Origin of the sequence: Pseudoalteromonas rubra, assembly GCF_001482385.1 — a bacterium.
Classification (GTDB): Bacteria; Pseudomonadota; Gammaproteobacteria; order Enterobacterales; family Alteromonadaceae; genus Pseudoalteromonas; species Pseudoalteromonas ardens.
Map to the genome: position 1 here is coordinate 2,699,860 of NZ_CP013611.1, position 23,334 is coordinate 2,723,193.

Genomic DNA, 23,334 nt, shown 5'->3' on the forward strand with positions numbered 1-23,334 from the left:
ACACACTACATAATTCTGTCTTTTTCATCTTTGATTGTACACCCCCTTTCAAGCTATTTAGATCCCTACCGCTCTTATTAGCCTGCCAATTAACGTCTACATTTCGGTGGATGACCACCGCACGATAAATGATGTACAATGAGTCAGTGTCAATGGAGAATTATTTTTAGAATGCCAGTTACCCCATCCCCACTCAGATACCCCGGAGGTAAAACAGCCATAACACCAATGGTTTCTGAGTTGATAAATGCAAATAATCTGCGCAGTGCTCACTATGTTGAGCCCTATGCTGGAGGCGCTGGCCTGGCCCTGTCATTGCTTTTTAACGGCTATGTACCAAAAATACACTTAAATGATATCGATGTTTCTATCTGGTCTTTTTGGCATTCAATACTTTATCGAACAGACGAGTTTATAGAGCTTATTGAAAAAACTAACATCACATTGCAAGAATGGCATCAACAAAAAGAAATTCAAGATTCTAAAGCTTCTGTAGATAGTCTCACTCTTGGCTTCTCAAGCTTTTTCCTAAATAGGACAAATAGATCCGGAATAATTCAAAAAGCGGGTGTTATAGGAGGATTGGAACAAAAGGGCGACTATAAGCTTGATTGTCGCTTCAACAAGCCTGACCTTATTTTGAAAATTAGAAGGATTGCTAACCACGCTAATCAGATAAATATTTACAACATGGATGCTGTCAAATTCATTAAATATATAGAATCAAGTGTAGAGCGCAGCTTTTATTGTATTGACCCACCTTACTTTGTAAAAGGACAAAGCTTATATACCAATTTCTACGAGCCTAGAGATCACCAAGAGCTGGCATCTGCAATAAATAATATTAAAGGAAAGTGGATGATGACATATGACTATGCGTCAGAAATAAAAAGACTATATTCTGACTATAGACTTTTTACCTTTTCGTTGAACTATAGTGCAGCAGATAAAAAGAAAGGCACTGAACTGCTCATCGCAAGCCCATCACTTAGGGTCCCCCTCAAACTAAATTTGAAAAGAGTCCCCAAAAAAGAGATCGGTATTTTTTAATATTATAAGTTCATTCCTTTTTTTGACAAGATATCCAAAACTTTGCCGCCAGGTACCAAACTAATTGATGCATGTCTGTGGGCTAAAGCTATCGGAACAATTGCATTTTCATATAGTTCAAGCTCAAAGTGCGTAATTAAATTCATTGCCTGTGTAAGTTGGGGTCTATAAAGGTCGATTTCAACTTTTTCTCTAGAGAACCTGACTTTAGAGTTGCTAAGGGCTTCTTCATCTTCAGCAATCGAAGGCATTTTTTTCGAAAATGGGTAGACTAGCCCAAAAACAAACACCTTTCCATTTCTAGTTTTAAATATAAAATCCTGCCCGTAATAAGTTTCATGTCCGAAGTTTGTTGATGCCTCTGAACGAGCTGCAATATATTTGTGTCGATACTCATCATCAATTACTTTGAATGCTCCTATAGGAATGTAAGGAGATAACGCCTTGGCATGTTCAACGGCCGGACCTGTTTTTTGTATGCCAATAATTAAAGGAGGCTGATAGCCTTTTTCAACCAGATGCTTTCTGACTTTCGCATACAGCCTTAGCAATCTCGTGTGAACTTTTGCTGGCTGTCCAAAAATGGCCAAAGGCCCATCAATAATAAATGCCATTCTACTTAATAATGATGGATCTCGATAACCAACCATACGAATAAAAGATGCGATAATAAGATGTTCAACAACATTCATAAACCGCGTAATCGCTGAACCATTATCACCAAGGTCTGATATTTGCTCATGAATCCGCATAACATCTGTAATGTACGCATCCTTTTCACATACCGCACAACGTTGTACTTCTTCATTTTTTTTGAACTTAAACTCTTCTTGACTACCACATGCAGGACATCGCTCTAGTTCAACCTCCCCATTATCTATCGCTAGTAATGTCCCCACAACATTGAAGTTTTTGTCATTAGTAAAGCTAGTGCGCATATCTGAAAGTTGCTCATAAACTGCCATCCTAAAGCCATCTTTAACAGTTTCAGCTCCCTTATATCTGACATTACATCCAGGTAAAGTAAATGAAATTGGGTCTCCACTTCGATGAAGCTCTGCAACTTTGAAGGGATCCACAAAGTTTGAATTAATAGGTTTAAGATTGTCGAACTCAGATACCTCTATAATAATCATGCTATTCTTTACATAGCCTATTTGTGTACTCGGAAATAAACCCGAGATAGCCTCTTTGTGAGGGCTTGCATCAGAAGCAACAACATAATCTGGCAACTTGCCACCTTCCCCCTCCCAGAGAACATAGTCTTCTGTAATTTTTTTCGCTTCTTCAGCTGATGGTTGTGTTAAACATTCACATTCATTAAGAAAATTTTGTACGTCAGGGTTTTTCACTAAGTCAATATGCCCACCCTTTCCTGCAAACTCTTTGCTATATGGCATCAAACACCTCCACGCTGTTTTATCGTCTTATATTCCTGCTCGAGCTCAAGCGGTGTAAATCGATTGATTTGCGTTGGTACAACGAATGGAGAGGAAAGTGTTTTTATTCGCGCAAAGCCTACATCTTGAGCTGTCTTGAGAGATTCATGAAAGTCTGAAAAGTCGTAAAACTTTCCTAGGGCTCGGAGTTCATCCTCATTGTTTAGATGCGTTACAAACCAGTTTTCAGTGTTTGCAAGAATATTTGGATGTATCGAAGATGGTTCTTGAGTTGCATAAACAAACGCAATTTTTGCTTTGGCTCCTTCTTTTGCAATTCGTGGCCACACTCCCGTTAGATCATCTTTCTTACCTATAAGGTTATGAGCTTCTTCGACATAAATTACAATATTAGAAAGAGGTTCATTCTTATGAAAGCGAGCCATTGAACTCGTAAGAATATGACGTGCAATACGCAAAGCCATTGCTTTCCGGACCATTTCAGACCCTACAGACAAGTCCAATATGACAATTTTACCTGACACCAAATACTCATATATTTCAGCTTCAACTTCAGTACTGCGACTTACACTATGGTAATCTGCTATTGGACCTAAATAACTTTTTACTCGTATTGGCATGTCTGTCTCATTCTTGCCAACAATTAAATTGCATAGAGCTTTTAAATTATCGTCAAGCCAATCATCACCTGCTTTTTTGCTCCTTAGCGAAGGCCAAACCCCATTGGGAATTTTTGTTCCTTTTGTTTTGAACTCCCTTTCCGCAACTTCGTATTCCTTCCTAATTTTTTTATCTGCGCTTCTTGCGTCAGTGAAAAACTTCACAAACTCATTTAGAGATACTCCATTTTTATAGTCAGGGAAAAACCTCTCAGCTTCTTCATTAAGCTCAGATTGCGATGGCTTCTTACCTAACCGTTCTTCCAGTTCAATAACAACTTCCGAATAGTTTTGTTCAAGTATTTGCCTTCTAACCTCTTTCGATACAGTTAAGAAAACTTTGTAGCCCTTTGGAGCCTGAAACCCCTTTGAAAACATCAACGCTTTAAACGCGACCATAAGCCTATTGAAACGAGATTTTTCACTTTCTGAAGCATCATCAGGAAGTTGGTCCAGGGAAATGGAAGAAACTAAAATTCTCATATCACCAGCTGTAATGTTTTCATCTCTCAAAATATCCTGGATTATATTCAAGCCAATATCAGGCTGCTCGTAAAAATTATTCCTTAAATCTCGTACGCTTGAGTCAGAACTATGCATACCTCGATATCGAATAACATCTTCGTGAAATACATCAGCTATCGAGCTTCCATCATCTTGTTGATTCACATTGGCATATTCGCCATTTATATCAAATATGATTTGACCAACGGCGGTACTATCTTTTGCTGCAGACATTGCAACTGAAGAAACGGTAGTTTTTAATGTGTTCGACTTCCCTGTTCTCGTCATACCCAATATGGCAGTCCTTCGAGCCAGAAAATCTGTCGGCTGTATGTTTACAGGTACAAGATTCTCAGTTTTGGCTCGGTGTAATCTCGAAGTTGAAGTGTATCTAACAGTTCCAATTTCTATTGCTGTAGGCAATGCGCCAAAACCAGACTTCCTAGCTTCCTCTAACGCTTTCTTCTTCACTTCTTCATTTACATGATTCACAATAGTACTTAGAGCTTCATCTCTCGGTTTGAATACTCTCATTCTGCTAGTTGACATGTAATTCTCAATGTCACTACCAAGACGTAACTCACCATTATCGATATAAAAAGTACCTAAGATCCGACACCTCAACCCACCTGCTTGAAGTTCAGAGTGAGTCAACACATCTAGACCATCAAGCCTGTCGTTTGCAAATACCTCATCAGATGTTCGCCTTTGGTTATGCTCAATTCTCGTTCGAATAAAATCTTCATCTGTAGGTAATTTTGAAGGCCCTAGGACCCTTAAAAGAATTACTTCTCTATCCAGTTCAGTTGCAACAGAGATATTACTTGGGTTCAAAGACGTCGCGACAAGAAAGCTATTGTGTGGAACCCCGGCTACAGTTTCCTTAAATGAGTCATTTGTTAGAACTAATGCCTCACTAAAATCCATAGAGTATACGTATCCAACCAAATTCCCCCTGGGAGGAAGGCCTAGCAGTTTCAACAACTTATCTTCAGAACCTAATAAGTTAGTAATGTGTTTATTCATAGAGATGTACTTCCTTCATCCGCGTCTCATTCTATGGACCGTTTAATCAACTTTTAGTGAAACAAATCCAACAAGAGCTTTCAAAATAAAAAATAATTAAGCTCTATATTAGTTATAGTTAGCTTGTCCGAGCAAAATGTTTAATGAATCTATCAGCCCAATTTTCAATTTGCACCTCACTCAATCCACCTTCATCTTTAGATTTTTGATGTGACACACTTGTGTGATTAGCTTCACCAACCAGTTCATCAAAGTACTTATTTGGCCAACAGAACTGTTTGCTGAGCAACCCTCTTTCTATCTCGGCTATAAAGTCTCCTAACTGGCCTTTTAGCGCCAATGCTTGAGCTGAAATGACTTTGGTGGCAATTGATGCTCTGTGATCTGAGGTATCGACCTCTAGTAAGAAATAACCTTCGTTTAGATGTTCAATCTGCACAATAGCCATGCACCTAGGCGTCCCATCATCCTTAAGATGACTTTTACTTCGACCAACAGCCGGGAGCTTTCGAGATACTGACTTGCTTTGCTTAACACCATGTTCTTTTTCTAATATCTCCAGCATTTTGAAGAAGCCATCGAATTTATTGTGGCTCAAAGCGTCATCATCAGTTTGGTCATCTAATCCATCAATGGCAGCTCGAGGCTTATTACCTCGTGAGCCTGGGTCATCGGTGCTTACTTCGGGTGGTAAGGTGCTGGGCTTTTCCTCGTCTTCCTTACCACCTGAGCCATTACGGGCTTTTGTATAGACTTTACGAGTGCGTGGTACTCTGTTGTATGTGCGCTGCGTTGCATCACAAAATATCAACGCTGACTCGTTATCTTCGCTACCGTCACTGTCTTCATCTATTTCTCTCTGTGTCGGTAACTGCGGATAGGTGCCACCTTTCCCTTTACCAGAACCTCTCTTGTTCTCAATAAAGTTTGGATGTGAAAAGCCAATGTCGGTAATATCTGGAAAGTACAAACCGTCGATGGCTTCTACACGGTTAATAAACCAGGTTTTTCCATCTGGCGACTGCCAACCTCTGGCCGCAATGCTTACCCCTTCAAGTTGAGGCGGATCAAACCGGAATTTCCACTGTTGATACTTTTCTGTTATTACACTCTCATCTAGGAGATATGCATAGATGCTCTGAAAAGAATGCTTTACATCGTCGTCGAGCAGTATCCAGGCTATCTGATGCCTGAACCCATCATTGTCGAACAAGATTTTCGGGCACAGTGATGTTGGTAAGGCATTGATCATCACATCAGGCTGAAAGTCACCTTCGAGCTCAGGGTCGAAGTCAACGTCAAATTCAAAGTCGAGTGCGTTATGGCTCAGAGCCGCATTTGCCAAATAGTTATTGGTAAAGAACAGTGCTCTGGCCAGTTCAAGCTGAGGAAGGTAAATTGTTTTACCTTCGGACCTAAACACAAAGCAATTTTGAGATTGTTCATTGCTATGCCTGAACTTAACTAAACCACACTCTTCAACTGTTCCCACCTTCCAAAGACCACGTTCGGGAAATGTAATTTCGACTGAAAAGCCAGGTGGTGTTGCCGTGGAAGTTTGGTTGAGTACAACCTGGCGGCTTAAATATGGTAGCTGGCTAAACTTAAGGGATTTGCGATGGGAGTTATTAAACTGAACTCCAATGCTCCATGTCTTACGATCGTGGTACTTGAAAACGTTGCCGATCCCCTGGATCCTGGCGTTATCTGGTAGATTTTTGAATCTGCTCGTTTGCTTCATTCGTTACAACACTTCCCAATAACTCCGCCGTGATGGGGCGGATCCTATCCTTACTGAGCCGTGCTAAACGCTGAATGCGCCAACTTCTATAGTCATGGTGATGTCGAACACAATTAATACATGCCACAGCGATACGACGGCATTGGTACTCCTCTATAGTTTCACAGTATTTATTAAAAAACAATTTACACAAAGGCAACTTTTCTAATTGTTTGATCTGGGACAATGGAATATTTACATGCAAAAAGTACCAGTTTTTTGTCAACCTTGGGACTTCCAGACTAAGCTCCAGCGTATTTCGAAGTCTGATAAGTCGCTTTACGTATGCCAGATCACGCTCGCACCAATCTACTTTCGGCTTACGCCTAATGCCTTGTTTCGTGTGCGCTTGATTAAACGCCATAAGCCAGGATTTATCATGTCGATACAACCATATATACAGATCTGCAAAACCACTTTGTCTGGCTCCCTTAACACCGAATCTGGCTACTGCATGCTGCCAATTTTGCCGTTTGGCAAGCTCAACGGTGTGAGGTGGTGCCGCAGGTTGGTTGCCTGGTTCCTGGCTATAATCCATTTTTGAAACATCTGTCAGTAAACCAGCAATGTCCAGGTGCTCATCAAAAAATGCCTGCAAAACCAGCAAGTGCTGCAAGTAACTAAATGCTTTTCTGTGCTTTCTAAATAATGTCTTGAGCCAGTTTGAATCAACACCATCATCAATGCTTAGCCCGAGCCAGCTCAAGCCGAGAGCACCCCAGTATTTATGCACGATATGACTGACCCCTGTATGGTCAATATGTTTACCATGATTTAAACCAAGACGCGTCGCCAGAGCTCGATAGAATGCACTCCACTGCTCTGGATAAATATCAACCTCAGGCGCATCTAACAGAACCTGTGTGTTTCCCGCCAGTCTTTGAAATTTATCAGGCAACTGCTCAGCCACAGCAGCAGGGAGCACACTCGGATTGAGAGCAGAAAACACATGCTTATGAAGAGAGTGAACATGTACGGCACTCTGCATTAAGCTTCCGTGTACTGGACAACTCACAACCCCGGGAGCCTGCCAGAGACGATGCCAGTACCACTCTTTATATTTATCGAGCTGCATTGCCAGGCAACGCGGACAGTACTTTAAATACACAGGGCTTTTTACAACCGAGGCGGCTTTCCCAAGCTGCAACTCTGCAGAGCAACCGTTACCAGAGAGCAAGTCACTTTTCACTCGCTGAGCGATTACTGGATGAACAAAGGGGGCATACAGCGGGTATAGCGTGTATTGCTTCAACAGCTTTTCGGCCGTTAGTTTTGCATTTCCCTGGTAGTGGGAAGCAAGCAATTGCAAATGGCCCTGCAATGCCACAGCAGCAACAAACGTCTTGCTGCCAAGCAGATTGTAGAGCAGTTGTTTAGGTGAAAGCTCTAAGCTATATACACCATACCGAGCGATAACACTGTAAATCAGCTCATCGCGATACGGGATGGGTAAATCAAACACCTTACACGCTCTGTTTAAGCCACGATTCTATATCGAATATCTTTCCCTGCTGTTTGTAATACTGATAAAGTTCGCCGGATTGCTTTTTGTGTTGAGAATAACCAAACCGTAAGTCGTCACCAGGCAATGTATGCCAGTCCTTGAGCTTGATGAGTGCTGGCTTCTCTTTGGGTTCTTCCACTTCGATTGGCGTTTGCTCATACCATTCTAGAACGAGTGGAATAAGCCCTCTTACCTGAAGATTTGGATGATCTTTAATAGCTCTTTGCACTAACGGGATCAATAACTCAGATTCACATCCCATGCCTAGCAAAAGGTTATAAAGCCGCATGGCCTCTGAGTCGCTGGCAAAAGGTAATGTGTCTGACTTAGTAGCGGCAACTTCAGAGATCTGTTTGCTCAATTCTAGCAATCGCTTATCAATCTCTTTGTATTTCAAATCTGAATATTTGGCGATACTCCTGACTTTTCCCGATTTAAGTGCTTCAATCATCGGATGAATAGGCTGTAGTTCAGACTCGTACACCTTCATAAGTAACTTTGAAGATAACCGTTCAACTCCAGTGATAATGGCACGAAGCTGCGCAAGTACAAATAACTTAACCACGATATCCAGCACACCTTGAGACAGCTCAAACCAGGTGTTGCGGATCTCTTCTGTGAGCGGCTCATCACGATGGATCAGCCACTGATACTGCCAGAGCTTATCGGTCAACAATCGCCACTCGGTGGGCTTTGGCTTACCCGTTGTTTTATCGATTCTATTTTTATGCTGTGGCAGGGGTTCCCACACCATAGAGCCAATCCCAGTACTACGCCTTGCAGATTGCAACTCAAGTTCAAATATGGGCCTTGCTTTGGGGGTACCAACTAAAATCACCGGCACACCAATAATATTCACCAAGGCCACAAAGAACTCGAGCATTCGTTCTTGCCCTTCTTTTTGCTTACGGCCTAAACGCTGAATTTCATCAATCACTAACACGCCAATAGCATATTGATTCGCGACTTGCCCCATAAATGACAACAGCACCTCAGTACTATGGCGTTTGTAACCGTATCTCTCAGTGAGATCAGTATTGAGATGTTTATCTACCTCTTTAAAGAAGTTTAAGCAGAGACTTTTTAATGACCCATCCACAGGGCATTCAATACGCAAATAGGTGAGTTGGTAAGTGTTATATTGTTCGTGATAGATCGCTTGCGGGTAGGTGGCCAGTATTCGTAGCACACTGGAGCTTTTACCACATCCAGAGCAACCAATAAGTGATAAACAACGTGCCGTTGAGGGCGCTTCGGCAAAACGAAAGCTACTAATATCTCCCGTCATCAGCCGCTCGTAGCCATTTTGCAAGTGTTGTTGTAACTGGCCAGTAGCGATGTTTCTGGCAACATAGCCACCGCGGATCATCAACGCTATTTTTTCTTCTAACGCCACATGCATCGAAAGCGGCTGAAAGAAGTCATCAAGCAAGCCACATAATTCATGAGCACGCTGTCTTGCATCTAAATAACCGGCTGCGGGATTGTATTTTACCTTACCCTCCAGTTTAGTTTTTAGCTCTTCTATTTTGCTCACTCTTGGCAACGCTTCGATAAACGGATTGCCTTTGTAGCGCTCAATCTCAGACTCCTGATACATCGCGCGGAAGATGTTGGGTGGTAAAGTCATACGTCGTCATCCTCCCCAAACAGTTGATCTGAAAAGTCAGGAAAGTCCAAATCATCATCCGGTTCAGAGAGATAATGCACTTGAGCCGATTTGCTGGTATCAATTTCTACTGGCTTATGGGCACGTGCTTTACGTTCTTTGGCTTTTTCTTCAGCTCGATTATCACGAATATTGCGAATACGCTCAGCACCCGACAAACCAATATGTTTTGGTGCGGCCTTTTCAGCCTGCTTAACCACATCGATCACTTGACGTTCCAGAGCACGCTTTTGCTGGTCAGCTATCAGTTTTGCATCAGCATGAGTGTGTTTTAACTCATCACTTTGCTGCCATACATCCCAGAAGCTCGCTCCGGAAAACTGCCTTGAACGTGTGGCTAACTGGCACACAAAGTAATCGCTGCTGTTAGGACCGCAGTAAATATAGATATGATCTGCTATCGCCAGATCATATGCCACTTCCACACTCTTGGGCCGTTTAACGTCTTTCCCCCGATGCATCCAGCCCAACTTCAAAAGCTCCGCGCTGGTGTAATACAAACCAAATATACAAGCACCCGACTCGGATATGGTTGCGCGAGCTCTCGGCATCAGTGCTACACGGAGATGCTCTGCCTCAGGCTTTCTCAAACGGCCAGTACGATGTTGCAGGCCCCAATTCCAGATGGCCAACGGGTTATTTTGCAAGTCCGTTGGCATATCTGCGGCTTTATCATAGCTTTCAATTACGTGATATTGGTTGTGATAAAGTACTGACGCTAAAATAATTCTGGTGAACTCTTGAATCGTAAGCTTGGCATCCAAGCGATAATCCCGGTCTCCATGCTTTTTGGTCTTGGTGCCTGTGACCACACCTGGTGCGAACGGCTTGAATGCTTGCTGAAAAGTATTGAATGCTCTTTCGACGATGCCTTTTGCCTCGCTTCTAAAAGGGGGTGTATTTTCAAGACGAACGCCAAAACCCTTTTCTAGGCATTCAATTTGATGCCCCATTAGCTCGCCTCTGTCAGCCAGCAATGCGGTAGGTAGGCCTATACAAGGCCATTGCTCTGGTGATACATCAAAGCCAAACTCGCGGCAATAATCTGTTTTATCAGTCGCAGCCATATGAAGTGCTTGAATGGCGGCTGCATACGAAGGATTTTCAAAGCCGACATAAAACCCCGCCACCATGCGACTGAATACATCGATTACCATGTAAATTACTGGGCGACCAACGATATTGCTTCGTTGGGAGTCAGACACAAGGTAAATATCTGCAATTGTTGCGTCAATCTCGTAGCGCATTCCCGGGCCTAAAACATCTGCAACGGCGGTACCTGTTAAAGGCCGTATGTCTTTTTGTAGTTTGATCTTTCCGGCCTGAGCCTCAATTTTTTCTACCTGGCGATATTCGCGTTTGTAAAAATGTTCCATTTGCCTGAGTGTTGGCAGCTCCTCTTCCGGAAGAGCTGGGAAATACTGCGCATATATATCTTTAAGTCTGTTGTGTGCATATCTAAACGATTTGCCCTTGTCGGTCAGTACATGGCGCTCAATAGCAATACGAAACAGTTTTTCAGTAAAGTCATCAATCAGGGCACCGGTACCTTTCATATACTTACGAGGCCTGCCTAACTTTGTTGTTGTGGCCCGGCGCTTTTTGCCCTTTGCCCCTGAATTTTTATAATCCGGTAGCAGTGCATTGGGGATCTGGCCTCGCTGCCAGTAGCGACGTGCAAAACGATAAATTGTCTGCTTAGTCTTGCCCGTATCGACCATTACCTGATGAACCACTTTGCCACGCGCTTTAGGCTCGTAGAAGTCTTCAAGCTCTACCAAGGGCTTAATTGCCGCATAGTTCTCATCGCGTTTTACCTGTGCTGTAGAACCGGATTCTGGTATGACAGCAATGATGTCACTATATGGGTCCGCCGCACGTTTTAATACTTCATTCTGAAAGCCTTGCTCCAATTCAGCCAATTCAACGAACTCAGGGAAGGCCTTATCATCATGGACTTTGATCCAAATAGCGTAGTACTCAAACACCACTAGTATGCGATACAAGGTCTGTTCGTATTGCAACACTTCATTGATTTGAAACACGAAACACCTCCTGAATTTGCTCAACATTACCTAATCGGAGTTGACCCACCTGAAGCTTTTGTACTGGCGTAAAAATGTCGAAGGTAAAGTAACGATCAGCCAGCAAAGCTCTTATTTCAAACAACGATTCCCCTAAGTCTAGTCCATAAGCGGTATCAATCTCTTTGCAGGCATTTATAAGCGTTTTAGCTGGATGTTTTGCAAAGTAATCGGCATAGAATCTGGCTTGCTCAATGGCTGAGTCTTCAGCTTCTTCATGCTCGCCTTGCAATGGATAAATCCACTCAACATTCGCCTTAACCACTTTGGGGATCTCTTGCTCAGTGACTATTTGCCAGGGGATTTGCTTTTCAAGCCAAAAGCGCTTTTCGAGCTCGAGTATTTCTATTTTTCGCTGATCTTCAAATGAGTTGACATATTTGGCCTGTAGCGCAAAGTAGGGAAGATCTCTTGAGGTTGTTTCAACAAAGAAGTCACTTGAAAGGTATTGATCAACGCCACGAACATTTGGGTGCTTGATACCCGCAGATTCCGCTAACTCAAGCGTTATCTCGCGTTCTAGAGGGAACTGCTCTTTGACTTGCAGCACATCCTCCCGCCACTCGAGCAAGTAAAACATGGACAGTTCAAGATCGGATAATAAATGATGGGTGCGTTTTGATTTATAACCAAAAACCCGATGTACACGACCGTCTGAAGGTGCATCGTAAACAGTCAACCAAGGCTTATAATCTTGATTGTCACCTGCACCGCGTCCTTCTTTGATCCACTTACGATACTGAGCCTCAGTATGACCAATCTTCCTAGACATAATATACCGCTATAACTGATTGAAATTTCAGCATAGCTAGAGTGAAAGTGTGATGCAAATTTATTAATCGCAAGCATTAAATATGATGAATGTACTCGACATCAGAAATATCATAACGATTCAAAGTAATTAATTTCTTTTAAATCAATATTGTAGTAATTTTAAGTTCATGTACTTTATATTTGAGCTTAACCAGCAAGGTACACACGGCAGTAATCCAACAAGGAGGAGATAAACAACCAACTTACTGAAATTCACTCTCTGGTGAATGTGTTGGCAACTCGCCATACAAACATCAGGAAACCTTATGATAGAAATCTATTTGGTGCTTCAACTGGCAGTTACTATTGAGCCAGCTCTGTCACTAGAAGTCCTAACTGCATTGGTTGGGCTAATAGGCAAGGGTGCTTTCGCCTATTACTGGATTAATCGTATTATCAAAGAAGATTAATACTTAATCAAAGAGGCTACGGACCTCTATAAAAAGTCCGCGAAGCGGAGCCTAACCGTATAAACAGGCATAAAAAAATAAAATTAAAATGTAGAAGCGTCTTTATCCTCAAGATGAGTTTTGGCGCTCAAAAACGCCTAATTTAACTGTATGAAACTTTATTGTTCGGGATGATACTTTATTGTATGGGGTGAAACTTTATTGTTCACCCACATTTAGTTCAATCAATCTAACCCAACTTACTCTACCGTAACTGACTTAGCCAGGTTACGTGGCTGGTCGACGTCGGTGCCTTTGATCACGGCAACGTAGTACGACAGTAGCTGTAGCGGGATTGTATAGACAACTGGTGCGATGATGTCTTCTACGTGGTTCACGTTCATTACACGCATAGTGTCGTCTGATGCGAAGTTGGAGTCTTTGTCTGCGAAGACGTAGATGATGCCACCGCGGGCGCGAACTTCTTCGACGTTTGACTTCAGCTTTTCAAGCAGCTCGTTGTTTGGCGCGACGACGATGATTGGCATGTCGGCGTCGATCAGGGCCAGTGGGCCGTGCTTTAGCTCGCCTGCGGCGTAAGCTTCGGCGTGAATGTACGAGATTTCTTTGAGCTTAAGTGCGCCTTCCATTGCGATTGGGTACTGTGAACCACGACCCAGGAACAATGAATGGTGCTTGTCGGCGAATTCTTCTGCCAGCGCTTCGATGCCTTCGGCCATGTTCAGTGACTCTTCCAGCTTGTTTGGCAGCGTCTTGATGGCGTTCACGATCACGCTCTGGTCACGGCCTTTTTCCTGTGCGATTGACGCAGTTAGCATCAATAAGCCCACTAATTGCGTTGTGAATGCTTTCGTTGACGCAACACCAATCTCGGCACCGGCTTTGGTCATAAAGGCCAGATCGGATTCGCGTACCAGTGACGAGCCAGGCACGTTACAAATGGTCATTGAGGCCATGTAGCCCTGCTCTTTCGCCAGGCGCAGTGCCGCCAATGTATCAGCAGTTTCACCAGACTGAGAAATGGTCACAAGTAGGCTGTTTTCGTGTACGAACGACTCACGATAGCGGAATTCAGAGGCAATCTCGACATTACAGCTTACGCCTGCGTATTGCTCAAGCCAGTAACGCGCCACCATGCCTGAGTGGTAAGAGGTACCACAGGCAATGATCTGAACGTGCTTAACGTCTTTGAAGATCTGGTTTGCCTGGTCGCCAAACGCATCTACTGAGACTTTGTCGCCGTCTAAACGACCTTCCAGCGTGTTACGCACGGCCATTGGCTGCTCGTAGATTTCTTTGAGCATGTAGTGGCGGTATTCGCCTTTGCCCGACACGTCCTGAGAAATGTTGGATTCAACCACTTCGCGCTCAACCGGTTCGCCGTTGATGTCGTAAATTTCCACTGTTTCGCGGGTGATGCGCGCCACATCGCCTTCTTCTAAGAAGATAAAGTTGCGTGTTACCGCAAGCAGGGCCAGCTGATCAGAAGCGATGAAATTTTCACCCAGACCCAGGCCGATCACCAGCGGGCTGCCTGAACGGGCAACGATGATTTCGTTATCATTGGCTTTGTCGAATACCACTGTACCATAGGCACCTTCCAGCTGCTTCACTGCCGCTTTTACAGAGTCCAGCAGCGAGTCATGTTGCTGACGCAGTTGGTGGATCAGGTGGACCATAACTTCGGTATCTGTGTCAGACACAAACGTATAGCCGTCGTCTTTTAATACTGTACGTAGCGACTCGTGATTTTCGATGATGCCGTTGTGTACCAGTGCGATCTCTTCACTTGAGATGTGTGGGTGAGCATTTACTTCGGTTACACCACCATGTGTTGCCCAACGTGTGTGCGCAATACCTGTATGACCGCTAACGCCAGCTTCGGCTAAAGCCGCTTCCAGGTTTGCCACTTTACCCACTGCCTTGACCGTATTCAGGCTGCCTGCATTGCTTAATGCTACACCCGCTGAATCGTATCCACGGTATTCAAGGCGCTTTAGACCTTCGATCAAAATACGGTTAACAGGACGTTCTGCTACCGCACCAACTATTCCACACATAAATTCTCCATTATTTGCACTTTGTGTGTTGTCACTCTACCTCTGCACAGATCAACTGCACGCCACGGGCCTCGATCGCCTGGCGCAAGTCGGCGGCCAGGTTGTTGTCGGTGATCAAGGTCGTGACCTGATCCCAGGGCAATTCTAAATTCGGTATTCTACGGCCGATCTTTTCAGATTCGACCAGCACAACCACGTCACGGGCCGCTTCGGCCATGACCTGGCTGAGTCCCACCAGCTCGTTGAACGTGGTGGTCCCCCTTGCCACATCAATGCCGTCGGCACCGATGAACAGGGTATCAAAATCGTAAGAGCGCAAAACCTGCTCGGCAACCTGCCCCTGAAAAGACTCCGAATGCGGGTCCCAGGTGCCACCGGTCATCAATAAGGTTGGCTCGTTTTCCAGTGCCAACAAGCGGTTAGCAATATTAATGGCATTGGTCATCACCACCAGCCCGCGCTTTTGCGCCAGCTCCGGGATCATCGCCGCCGTTGTGCGGCCACTGTCGATGATGATGCGGTGATGATCTTTAATCAATGTAGCTGCCGCTCTGGCAATTGCCACTTTACGTAGCGTATCGCGCTCATCATCGCCTTTGGCGACTATCTCTTGTGGCAGCGCCACCGCACCACCGTAGCGACGCAGTAACAGGCCGCTTTTTTCCAAAGCGGTTAAGTCCTTTCGAATCGTAACTTCTGATGTGGCAAATTCACTGGCTAACGCCTCTACGCTGACTTCGCCCTGAGAATTCACCATGGCAAGGATTGTATGTCTACGTTGTTGTGTATTGCGTTTGGTCATCGTGGTTTTTTATTAAGTTATAAGTTTCGTTTCGAATGTTGTGAGATTATAGTCGAAACTTACGAATCGAAACAAGTTAAATTTTAATCATGGTTTTAAAGTATGGGATTGAGTATGCATTGGGCATAACGAAACCTATCTACTGCGCAGGCTGTGAGTGGTTACCGGCTCTTTGGCCGGGATGATGTTAGAGGCTCGCTGGCCGGGATAACAGCTGTTGTGGTCAATAAAGCGAGCCGTGACTTTATTAAGCTTGAATGATAGCCGGTTTGTTTGACTTCACATCCGTTAGCAGGATGCTAAAATACGCGGGTGTATCAAATATGGGGAAAATGTGGTGTCGGCTCGGATCAGACAAGAATGGCTACTTTCGCTGTGCGGCTGGACGCTGGTGATTGGCTTTCTGACCTTTATAGACTTGCTGCACGACTGGTCGGTCCCAGAAGACGAACGCCTCAATAACCCGCTGTGGTGGGCAGTGCAGGAATGGGGGCTTTGGTACCTGTTGTCTCCGCTGGTTTTTCGCGCGCTGGCGCAGCTTGAGCCCGCTCCCCGGGTAAACACCCGGCTATTTTTAAAAATCATGGCGGGCGCCTACTTCATGGCCATGCTGTTACAGGCCCTGTTTGATTTGGTGGCACTGGACGACCCCATCGCCTATACCCTCTATTACTTTGCGCCGGCGCATCTGCTGGTCCTGTTTGTCCTCACCATTTTGTGGCACACCCAATTTCGCACCATTGCAGAGCAAAACCAGGCACATCCTGTGCTGTGGGCAGATCAGGGCAAAGACAAAGCGCCGGTCGCGTTTAATGACATTACCCATGTCACGGCGGCCAGTAACTATATGGAGATCCACACGCGCACACAGCAATACCTAAAACGTGGCACACTCAAAGAGCTGATGGCGCAGCTGCCGCCTCAGTTTATTCGCACCCACCGCTCTCATGTGGTCAACCTGTACGCCATAGACAGGATCCAGAACAAGCCTTCTGGTAGTGCCATTATTCAGCTCAGCAGTGGCGCTCAGGTTGCGCTAAGCAAAGGCTATAAGCAGGATGTAAAAGCACGGTTTGCACAAAAAGCCGGCGTTGTTTCCTAAATCATTGAACTAATTTAGCCTTATGTGATCAGATCTCGAAAGCAAACACAGAGGCTGAACTTTGAAAGAAAAGCGTATCACCAACTGGCGCGAATACAACAAAGCCCTTATCGCCAGAGGCAACATCCAACTTTGGTTTTCCGAGGATGCGATTGAACAGTGGAACAACACGCAACATCACGGCGGTAAAGGCCGGGCTAATCATTTCTCAGAGCTGGCGATTGAGACCTGCCTGACTTTACGGGCTGTATTTCGCTTGTCTCTTCGAGCTGCACAGGGTTTTGTTTCCTCATTAATATCAATGATGAAGCTTGATTTGGATACGCCAACTTATAGCTGTTTGTGCAAGCGTAGTGCAGAGCTGGCAGTTCGCTATAGGCCACACTCCAGTGCATCCGGAGGCATTGATATTGTGGTTGATAGCACTGGTTTGAAGGTGTACGGAAATGGTGAGTGGCACGCAAGAAAACATGGTGCAAACAAGCGCCGAACATGGCGAAAGCTACACCTGGCAGTTGATCCAGATACACACCAAATCGTAGGCGCTGAGTTGTCCACAGTGTCTGTAGCTGATTCAGAAGTTTTGGGTGACCTACTCAGACCATTGCGCAGGAAGATCAGCTCAGTTAAAGCAGATGGTGCTTATGATACCAGAGGCTGTTATGCCGAAGTAGCAGCTAAAAAGGCCGAAGCAGTGATCCCACCAAGGAGTAACGCACAGTTGTGGGAGGATGGACATGCTCGCAACAGCGCGGTCATTTTAACAAAGCATATAGGCAGCAGTGAGTGGAAAAAATGTGTGAACTACCATCAACGTTCACTGGCGGAAACGGCAATGTACCGATACAAACAGCTAATGGGTGACAAGCTGGTCAGTCGTGGATTCAATCAGCAACACACTGAAGCGATGATCAAAGTGAAAGTACTCAATAGAATGACTAGGCTAGGTATGCCTGAATATCAGGGAAGCAGTTGAAATCTCGGTGTTACCTAAGTTATCTGGATTTGATCAACAAGGCCCAAAAAGCCTGAAATGCCCCCTGTCCATTCGTCCCACATCCGCCGGGATTAGCAAACGTCTCACATCCATTCATCCCTGCCAGCCACAACTGGCCCCTAAGCTTTTGTTTCTCTTGGTTTGAATCCCTTAAAATAGGTCAAACTTTCAAGGAGCGTTATATGAATCCAATAAAATCAGCTCTGCTGCCCTCGCTGCTGGTGTGCACCCTGTTCACACCGGTTTATGCTCAGCAGCAGGCCGACAAAGTGTTTGATCAGGCTGCGCTGGCCCAGTTTAATGCCCAGCATGCTCTGGATCTGCTCAACCAGCTGCCCACTTTCGTGCTGAGCGAAGGCAACAACGAGCGGGGCCTCAGCGGCGCCAGCAGCAATGTGTTGATCGACGGCACCGTGCCCTTGTCCAAATCCGATTCCATTGAAACCCTGCTGCGCCAGCTGCCAATCAGTCAGATAGCCAGCCTGGCACTCTATACCGGCCAACATCCGTTCAGCCAGCTCAGTGAATACACTCAGGTGGTGAACATTACGACCCAAGATCAGGGGGCCACCCTTGACTGGCGCGCCAAGTTGCAGTCGCAGCACAGCTACCATGAGCTGAGCGAAGCCATGCTGAGTATGCAAACCCGCCTTGCTCAGTGGCAGCACACGGTGAGTGTGAAATGGGTGAATAACCATGCCTATTCGTCTGGTGAACTGGCGCTGTTTTCCGATCCACGACAACAGCAGGCCTCTGAGGTGCAACAAGAGCACTTTGCTGAGCGGCAACAGGGGGCTCAGTTTGCTCTGATCAGTCGCAAACAGCTCGAAAACGGTACCTTGCAACTGAATGCCTCGGCACAACACACCGACTGGCTGACCCGCTATCGCTGGACACCGGCAGTGCCTGAGCCCATGAATGGCACGACCGACGACGAAACTGAGAAAGAATACGAGCTGGGTTTTGACTGGCTGAGAGAGACTGCCTCAGAGTGGCAGCTTCAGCTCACAGGCCTTGCCAGGCGTGAGCAATCGGACTTGTCTATACAAGAATGGCAGCATCAGGAGGCGGCATTAACTACCTTTGAGCAGCGTGAGCATGCGCGCGAGCAGGTACTCAGGCTGGCTTATGGCAATCCGACACATGCGCTGCAGCCCAGTATCGGTATCGAAGGCAGCTACAACTCGGTCACCGCCGACACTCAGGACGGTGGCGACCCGCTCAGCAGCAAGGTTACCGAAACACGGTTTGAGCCTTTTCTGGCCGCCAGCTGGCAAATTGCACCGCAATGGCAAGTGTCGGGCAAACTCGCGCTGGAACAGGCGACCCTGAAATCCGGCACTCACGCTGAGCAGACTGTGAAACATCGCCTGTTAAAGCCTCAGCTTAAACTGGGCTACGACCTCAGTGAAGCCTCACAACTGACTTTCAGCGCCCAGCACCAGGTTGAGCAGCTGGACTTCGGACTGTTCCAGACTTCCCAGAGCAGTGGCTTTGTACGTACGCAAAATGGCAGCAAGCAGCTCAAACCCATGCAGTACACCGAGCTGATGCTCACCTGGCAATATGCCCTGGCCGATCTGTTTGAGTTTACGCTCAGCCCGCTTTATCAGTGGCAACAGGATATCCACGAATATCAGCTGCAAGCCAATGGCAATGGTGCCATCACCAACGCTGGGCGCGCCCGCTACTTTGGCCTGGACAGCGAGTGGAGCTTTAATACCAGCCGTCTGCTCAGTGCCAGCCGCATTGAACTGAGCTACACCTGGCGCGATGCGCGTTATAAAGACCCATTGAGTGGCACGCGACCCATTACAGATCTGACCCCGCACGAGTTAATCATCGGATTCCGTCGCGATCAAACCCGCTTATCCTGGGGCGTTGAGGCGTTTTTGCCTACCCGTTTGCAAGAATACTTCCATGATGAAGTCTTTACAGAGCGCGCCAGTACTGAGCTCAGTGCATTTGTACAGACCCAGGTTGGACAGGGATTGTCACTCAGGGCCGAGATGAACACGCTGAATAAGGCCAAATATCAATATGTCAGAGCACTTTACGCGCCCGACCGTAGCCAGCCACTGGCAAGTAAAGAAGTGCTGGATGAAACTATCCAGCCGCAATTCAGCCTGACACTCAGTGGCCGCCTCTAGCCGGGGTCGGCCACTGGCTGTTGCAGAAAAATTCAGCCATAATGAGCTTGATAAATATAGTTAAATACAAGGAAGAACACCTATATGACAAGACTCATCGGTTTTTTGTTCATTATTTTGGTATCGGCATGCACGCAGGCCAGCATCACCCCCTGGATCTCATTTGAGCTGGACAATGGCCACATTAAAGTCCCGGTGACGGTGGCTGGTAAACAAAGCATGGCTATCCTGGACACCGGTGCCCAGGGCAACGCCATCAATCAGAATTTTATCGACTTCCACCAACTGAACCTGGCGCATCATGGCCATGTCCAGGTCCAGGTCCAGGGAGTGCATAATACTGAACGCAGAAAGCAATATGGCAATGCCGACGTGGAGATATTTGGGATCAAAACCAAACTGAACCAGCTGGCAGCAGTAAACATGGGCAATCCGCAGAACAGCCTGCTGATTGGCGCGGGGTTTTTCAGCCAGTTTGTGGTTCAGATTGACTATCCCAACAGCCGCATACGTATGGTGACCCGAGATGTGATAAACGTGGCAGAGCACGAAAACATCAAGACCCAGCCGCACAAAGGTTCTGGCCTGCCGATTGTCCAGGTTGAGATGGCTGGCAAAAAAGTCTGGCTATTACTCGATACTGGCAGCAACAGCGGCGTGTTGATTAGTCGCCGCCTTGCCGAAGGGCTAGACTTGATCGGGCCGGAAGACCACCAAATGGTGTCGCAGGGTGTCAACGCGCAAAGTGCGCTGCGAACCACCCAACTGGAAGAGCTCACATTCGGTCCCTTTGTATTGTCAAACGTGCAACTTGCTTACCCGGAAAAAGGCCATAAGCTCTCTCCCCTTAAGCAATATGCACACACTTCGAGCATGATCAAAGGCAAAAGAGTCAAAGGCATACTTGGCTATGATGTACTTAAGCATTTTCTGGTTACACTGGATTATGCACGTGGCAACATGCACCTGAGCGTACCAGAAAAGCTCTGAGCGGATATTTTCTGCTTAACCGGGCCTGCTCGTCTATACTTAATGACCACAGTAAGTAAACACGAGGAGGTCCCATGACTCATCGTATCAGTGCCTACTTAGACACACACCTCATCCCTTATCGCGTCATCGAACACGTCGAAAGTCAGTCGTCATTTGCTTCGGCCTATCTCAGCCAAATCCCGTTGCCCCAACTGGCAAAAGCGGTGATGCTGGAAGACCACGAAAGCAAACGTCTGATGGCCGTGCTGCCGGCCAATTACAAAATCAGCCTGAGCAGCCTCAGTGACGCCCTGAAACGGCGCTTTCACCTGATGAAAGAACGCCAGGTATATCGGTTGTTTTCGGACTGCAGCCCGGGGGCAATTCCCCCCATTGCCGACGCCTATCACCTGGATACAGTGTACGACGATCTACTGCTGAATCAGCCCCATGTATACATAGAATCAGGCGACCATCGTCACCTGTTAAAGCTTGCGCAGGCCGATTTTCGCCAGCTGATGGAAAACGCCAAACATCTGCGTTTTAGCCACGAGACGATGCATTAACGTAAGCCTGCGCTTTGCAATGCAGGCGCGCTGCTAAAGCGTTCCTTTGTTCAAAGGCATCACAAATCGGCAATGGCCGTCGCTGACATTGCCGATCATTTCATCGTAGGCTGTTTCCATATCAAACGTTGCCTGCGTGGCACCCAATTCCGCCAGCACCAGCTCAGCTTCGCGCAGGGAATTGTAGGTCATGGTCTTGCCCTGACGATCAGTCAGTAAATGATAATTTCCCAGCGCATCCAGTCCACCGGCGAGATAATGGTTAGAGTCGGCATAGCTGAGGATCACAGCATCCATATGGTTCTGATCAAGCTCACTTTTTAGTTCGGAACGTAACATAAAGGCCCCCTGACGGTACGGAATTAAGATGCAGGGCTGAGCCCTGATCACAAAGGTAAGTTTAGCTCAATTTACGTACAGTTCAGGCAGAGCGATCAGCCTGGTCCAACAAGAGTGGCAAAAATTCCCAACTTATATACAATCAAAACAAACAATAATAACGCCGAATCGCCCATGCCAGTCAGAATTGTTCTCCTACTGTTAACCCTGAACTTACTCAGCGGTTGCCAATCTACCCGCTCAGAGCTCGCCCCGGAAGAACACCTGACTGGTCACAGCACGCCCGTCGCCCATTTTGAACCGGATCGACCTTTGCCTGCACTGCCAACGCCCCATACCAGTGATGACGTCTGGCAGCGTATTCGCATGCAACTCAGCTTTGCCAGCTCAACTCACCCCAGAGTGCTGAAGCGCGTTAACTGGTATCTGCAACACCCCAAGTATATGCATACCATCAGTGATCGCGCCCGGCCGTACTTGTATTATCTGGTGAATGAAGTTGAGCGTCGCGGCCTGCCCATTGAACTGGCCCTGATGCCACTAATAGAGAGCGACTTTAACGCCCAGGCCTACTCAGAAAAACATGCCTCCGGGCTATGGCAATTGACACCTTTGATTGCAAAACACTATGGCGTAACCATTAACCCCTGGTTTGACGGGCGACAAGATCTGCTCCAGTCGACTCAGGCGGCTCTCGATTTTCTGGTGTACCTGCACAAACGCTTTGACGGCGACTGGTATCATGCCATTGCGGCCTACAATACCGGTGAAGGACGGGTGGCCACCGCCATCGCCCGCAATCGCAAAGCAGGTAAATCCACGGACTTTTTCTCCCTGAGCCTGCCAAAGCAAACCCGACACTATGTGCCTAAACTACTGGCGGCGGCCGCCTTGCTGAAACAACAGCGCATGCACTTTCCGGCCATAGACAATCAACCCGCCTTTACCCAACTGGCTCTGGACAAAGCCGTGATCTTGCCTGACCAACATGACTGGGCAGAGTTAGAAGTTCTCAACCCCGGCTTTCGACGCTTTCCGGTGCTGCTTAACGGACCGGGGCATGTGCTGGTGCCCACGGCTCGGGCGAAAGAGTGGCAACTGGCCGCCAATGCGTTTCAGGCACTGCCAGATTCGCGCTGGCAGCAAGTAGTGGTACGCCGGGGCGACAGTCTGAGCCGGATCGCCGCGCAACATAATGTGTCTGTCAGTGAGCTGCGCCAGTTTAATCAGCTCAATAGCGATATGATCCGCATTGGTCAGACGTTACTGTTGCCATCACGCGAAGAAAAACTAGACTACGTGGTTAAGCGCGGTGACAGTTTGTGGCGCATTGCAAAGCAGTTTGGCGTAACGGTCAAGGACCTGAAGCGCTGGAACCAGCGTGACAATAACCGCCTGCAACTGGGAGAAACACTGGCCATTCACCTCTCCGCGCCCTAATTAAACT

Annotated in this window: 18 protein-coding genes; 8 read left to right on the top strand and 10 right to left on the bottom strand. The window is 46.5% G+C overall.

Annotated elements, in window-relative coordinates; genetic code table 11:
• Nucleotides 1-138 precede the first annotated feature (138 nt).
• Entirely contained in the window at nucleotides 139-1,050 is a 912-nt protein-coding gene (locus AT705_RS11820; RefSeq protein WP_237113722.1) for a DNA adenine methylase, read from the top strand.
• 2 nt (nucleotides 1,051-1,052) lie between these two features.
• Here the strand turns inward: AT705_RS11820 and AT705_RS11825 are convergent, their stop codons facing one another.
• From AT705_RS11825 to AT705_RS11855, 7 genes are all read right to left on the bottom strand, one after another.
• Nucleotides 1,053-2,450: a hypothetical protein gene (locus AT705_RS11825; RefSeq protein WP_058796743.1), complete on the bottom strand. Its 1,398-nt coding sequence runs from the start codon at nucleotides 2,448-2,450 to the stop codon at nucleotides 1,053-1,055.
• A complete protein-coding gene (locus AT705_RS11830) occupies nucleotides 2,450-4,639 on the bottom strand; it encodes a helicase HerA domain-containing protein (protein WP_058796744.1) in 2,190 nt (729 codons plus the stop codon). The genes AT705_RS11825 and AT705_RS11830 overlap by 1 nt, the downstream gene beginning before the upstream one ends.
• Nucleotides 4,640-4,757: 118 nt before the next feature.
• On the bottom strand, nucleotides 4,758-6,380 hold the full coding sequence (locus AT705_RS11835; RefSeq protein WP_058796745.1) for a Tn7-like element transposition protein TnsE: 1,623 nt from the start codon (nucleotides 6,378-6,380) through the stop codon (nucleotides 4,758-4,760).
• Nucleotides 6,343-7,881, bottom strand: a complete 1,539-nt coding sequence (locus AT705_RS11840; protein ID WP_058796746.1) for a TnsD family Tn7-like transposition protein — start codon at nucleotides 7,879-7,881, stop codon at nucleotides 6,343-6,345. Before AT705_RS11840 ends, AT705_RS11835 begins: the two co-directional genes overlap by 38 nt.
• Before the next feature lies 1 nt (nucleotide 7,882).
• The gene (locus tag AT705_RS11845) at nucleotides 7,883-9,553 is read right to left on the bottom strand and encodes an AAA family ATPase (protein WP_058796747.1); all 1,671 of its coding nucleotides are present in this window, start codon (nucleotides 9,551-9,553) and stop codon (nucleotides 7,883-7,885) included.
• Entirely contained in the window at nucleotides 9,550-11,637 is a 2,088-nt protein-coding gene (locus AT705_RS11850) for a Mu transposase C-terminal domain-containing protein (RefSeq protein WP_058796748.1), read from the bottom strand. The genes AT705_RS11845 and AT705_RS11850 overlap by 4 nt, the downstream gene beginning before the upstream one ends.
• The gene (locus AT705_RS11855; RefSeq protein WP_058796749.1) at nucleotides 11,621-12,448 is read right to left on the bottom strand and encodes a heteromeric transposase endonuclease subunit TnsA; all 828 of its coding nucleotides are present in this window, start codon (nucleotides 12,446-12,448) and stop codon (nucleotides 11,621-11,623) included. The genes AT705_RS11850 and AT705_RS11855 overlap by 17 nt, the downstream gene beginning before the upstream one ends.
• A 307-nt stretch (nucleotides 12,449-12,755) precedes the next feature.
• On the opposite strand from AT705_RS11855, the gene AT705_RS25255 reads away from it, so the two are divergent.
• Nucleotides 12,756-12,899, top strand: a complete 144-nt coding sequence (locus AT705_RS25255) for a hypothetical protein (protein ID WP_157576764.1) — start codon at nucleotides 12,756-12,758, stop codon at nucleotides 12,897-12,899.
• Between the two features lie 239 nt (nucleotides 12,900-13,138).
• Here AT705_RS25255 and glmS read toward each other — a convergent pair whose 3' ends face one another.
• Nucleotides 13,139-14,959: a glutamine--fructose-6-phosphate transaminase (isomerizing) gene (gene glmS, locus AT705_RS11860; protein WP_058796750.1), complete on the bottom strand. Its 1,821-nt coding sequence runs from the start codon at nucleotides 14,957-14,959 to the stop codon at nucleotides 13,139-13,141.
• 31 nt (nucleotides 14,960-14,990) lie between these two features.
• On the bottom strand, nucleotides 14,991-15,761 hold the full coding sequence (locus AT705_RS11865; protein ID WP_010384921.1) for a DeoR/GlpR family DNA-binding transcription regulator: 771 nt from the start codon (nucleotides 15,759-15,761) through the stop codon (nucleotides 14,991-14,993).
• A gap of 337 nt (nucleotides 15,762-16,098) precedes the next feature.
• Between AT705_RS11865 and AT705_RS11870 the strand changes: the two genes are divergently transcribed.
• The 5 genes from AT705_RS11870 (at nucleotide 16,099) to AT705_RS11890 (ending at nucleotide 21,548) form a co-directional block, all read left to right on the top strand.
• Nucleotides 16,099-16,863 carry a LytTR family DNA-binding domain-containing protein gene (locus AT705_RS11870; RefSeq protein ID WP_058796751.1) on the top strand — a complete coding sequence of 255 codons (765 nt, stop codon included), beginning with the start codon at nucleotides 16,099-16,101 and terminating at the stop codon, nucleotides 16,861-16,863.
• Between the two features lie 61 nt (nucleotides 16,864-16,924).
• A complete protein-coding gene (locus AT705_RS11875; RefSeq protein ID WP_058795072.1) occupies nucleotides 16,925-17,839 on the top strand; it encodes an IS5 family transposase in 915 nt (304 codons plus the stop codon).
• A gap of 203 nt (nucleotides 17,840-18,042) precedes the next feature.
• A complete protein-coding gene (locus tag AT705_RS11880) occupies nucleotides 18,043-20,010 on the top strand; it encodes a TonB-dependent receptor (RefSeq protein ID WP_058796752.1) in 1,968 nt (655 codons plus the stop codon).
• 84 nt (nucleotides 20,011-20,094) lie between these two features.
• Entirely contained in the window at nucleotides 20,095-21,000 is a 906-nt protein-coding gene (locus AT705_RS11885; RefSeq protein WP_058796753.1) for a pepsin/retropepsin-like aspartic protease family protein, read from the top strand.
• Between the two features lie 74 nt (nucleotides 21,001-21,074).
• Nucleotides 21,075-21,548: an aminoacyl-tRNA deacylase gene (locus AT705_RS11890; protein WP_058796754.1), complete on the top strand. Its 474-nt coding sequence runs from the start codon at nucleotides 21,075-21,077 to the stop codon at nucleotides 21,546-21,548.
• A gap of 33 nt (nucleotides 21,549-21,581) precedes the next feature.
• Here AT705_RS11890 and AT705_RS11895 read toward each other — a convergent pair whose 3' ends face one another.
• Nucleotides 21,582-21,887, bottom strand: a complete 306-nt coding sequence (locus AT705_RS11895; protein WP_058796755.1) for a DUF6482 family protein — start codon at nucleotides 21,885-21,887, stop codon at nucleotides 21,582-21,584.
• Between the two features lie 174 nt (nucleotides 21,888-22,061).
• On the opposite strand from AT705_RS11895, the gene AT705_RS11900 reads away from it, so the two are divergent.
• Nucleotides 22,062-23,327: a LysM peptidoglycan-binding domain-containing protein gene (locus tag AT705_RS11900; protein WP_058797984.1), complete on the top strand. Its 1,266-nt coding sequence runs from the start codon at nucleotides 22,062-22,064 to the stop codon at nucleotides 23,325-23,327.
• The last annotated feature ends 7 nt before the right edge of the window (nucleotides 23,328-23,334 follow it).